Source organism: Streptomyces sp. NPDC048352 (genome assembly GCF_040651895.1).
GTDB lineage: Bacteria > Actinomycetota > Actinomycetes > Streptomycetales > Streptomycetaceae > Streptomyces.
Genome location: NZ_JBEZKZ010000160.1, coordinates 1 through 2,252 on the forward strand (window position 1 = coordinate 1; position 2,252 = coordinate 2,252).

At 73.1% G+C, this 2,252-nt stretch carries 2 protein-coding genes; both read left to right on the plus strand.

The window, feature by feature from the left end; translation table 11 throughout:
- The first annotated feature begins 134 nt into the window (after positions 1-134).
- Entirely contained in the window at positions 135-1,085 is a 951-nt protein-coding gene (locus tag AB0D45_RS34710) for a thioredoxin domain-containing protein (protein WP_362466668.1), read from the plus strand.
- 88 nt (positions 1,086-1,173) lie between these two features.
- A complete protein-coding gene (lgt, locus tag AB0D45_RS34715) occupies positions 1,174-2,157 on the plus strand; it encodes a prolipoprotein diacylglyceryl transferase (RefSeq protein ID WP_362466671.1) in 984 nt (327 codons plus the stop codon).
- The last annotated feature ends 95 nt before the right edge of the window (positions 2,158-2,252 follow it).

Below are 2,252 nucleotides of genomic sequence, written 5' to 3' on the forward strand. Positions count from 1 at the left end.
GGGGGGGGGCGGGTGGGGGAGGCCCACCCCGCCCCCCCCCCCGGGGGGGGCGGCCTCGGGGTTTCGTCCCCCCGTGGGGGTGGATCGCCCGGGGGGGCGCCCGCCGCGCCCCCCCCCGCTTCGTTTGGCCGAACGTGAGCGAGAAGAACGACGGTGCGAACCGCGATGCGACGAAACGATCGGCCCGCGAACGACTCCAGCAGGAGCGCGAGCGGCAGAAGGCCCGGGACAAGCGCCGGCGCACCCTGGTGGTGGCCGGAGCGGTCGTCGGCGTGCTCGGCCTGGCCGCCGTCGTCGGCGTGATCGCGGCCAACACCGGCAAGGGCGACAAGTCCGCCAAGACCGGCCCGATGGCCGCGCCCTCCGGAGCCACCGGCAAGGACGCGCTCGCCATCCAGACCGGCAAGAACGAAGCCAAGTCCACCCTGACGGTGTGGGAGGACTTCCGCTGCCCCGCCTGCAAGTCCTTCGAGGACAACTACCGCACCACCATCCACGACCTGGAGGCCAAGGGGCTGCTCAAGGTCGAGTACCACCTGGTCACCCTCATCGACGGCAACATGCGCGGCAGCGGCTCCCTGAAGGGGGCCAATGCCGCCGCCTGCGCCCAGGACGCCGGCAAGTTCTCCGCCTACCACGACGTCCTCTTCCAGAACCAGCCGCCCGAGACCGACGACGCCTACGGCAAGAACGCGAAGCTGCTGGAACTGGCCGGGAAGGTGGAAGGACTGGACACCCCCGCCTTCCGCTCCTGCGTGGAGGACGGCACCCACAACAGCTGGGTCGGCAAGTCGCACGAGGCCTTCATCGCCGGGAAGTTCCGGGGCACCCCCACCGTGCTCCTCGACGGCAAGAACATCTTCGCGGACGAGGCGAACCCGCTGACCCCGCAGAAGCTGAAGGAAAGGGTCGAGGGCGGCGGCAAGACGGCGCCGCCGGCGTCCGCCTCCCCGTCGGCGTCCGCGTCCGCCGCGGGCTCCGGGAGCGGCGGGTCGAGGAGCGGCACCAAGAGCTCCCCCTCCTCCGCCGGCTCGGGTTCCGCTTCCGGCTCCCGGGCGGGGTCGGGAGCCGGATCGGGAGGCTGAGCGGCGGTCCTGCCGTGTGTGGTTTTGGTTTCAGCTTGCCGGGCGGGTTGCGGTGCGTACCGCCCGGCAGGGTAGCGTCAGGTCTGCCATGGACCTTGCTTACATCCCCAGCCCGTCGACCGGCGTGATCCATCTCGGACCGATCCCGCTGCGCGGCTACGCGTTCTGCATCATCATCGGCGTCTTCGTCGCCGTCTGGCTCGGCAACAAGCGGTGGGTCGCGCGCGGCGGAAAGCCGGGCACGGTCGCGGACATCGCCGTGTGGGCGGTGCCGTTCGGCCTGGTCGGCGGCCGCCTCTACCACGTGATCACCGACTACCAGCTCTACTTCGGTGAGGGCCGGGACTGGGTCGACGCCTTCAAGATCTGGGAGGGCGGCCTCGGCATCTGGGGTGCGATCGCGCTCGGCGCGGTCGGCGCCTGGATCGGCTGCCGGCTGCGCGGCATCCCGCTGCCCGCCTGGGCCGACGCGCTCGCCCCGGGCATCGCGATCGCCCAGGCCTGCGGGCGCTGGGGCAACTGGTTCAACCAGGAGCTGTACGGCCGCCCCACCGACCTGCCGTGGGCGCTGAAGATCAGTGAGGGCCCGAACCGGGTCGCCGGCACCTACCACCCGACCTTCCTCTACGAGTCCCTGTGGTGCCTGGGCGTCGCCGCGCTGGTCATCTGGGCGGACCGGCGCTTCAAGCTGGGCCACGGGCGGGCGTTCGCGCTGTACGTCGCGGCGTACTGCTCCGGGCGCGTGTGGATCGAGTACATGCGCGTCGACGAGGCCCACCACATCCTGGGCCTGCGACTGAACGTGTGGACCGCGATCGTGGTCTTCGTCCTCGCGGTGGTGTACTTCGTGCTCTCGGCGAAGCTGCGGCCGGGGCGCGAGGCGGTCGTGGAACCGGGGCCCTCCGGGGACACCGGCTCGGCTGTCGCCCCCGCCGCCGACGCGGAGGCCGTCCCGGCGGGTGCGGGTGCGGGTGCGGACGCGGACGCCAAGGCCGACGCCGATGACAAGGCCGTCCCGGCCGACGCGAAGCCGACCAGTCTCACGAAGGCCGCGGAGGCCGACAAGAGCTGACCGGGTCGTACCGGAGGGGGGGGCGCGGGGGGGGCGGGGGCCCCGCCCGCGGTCCCCGCCCCGGGGCGGGGGGGGGGGGCGGGGGCGGGGCGGGC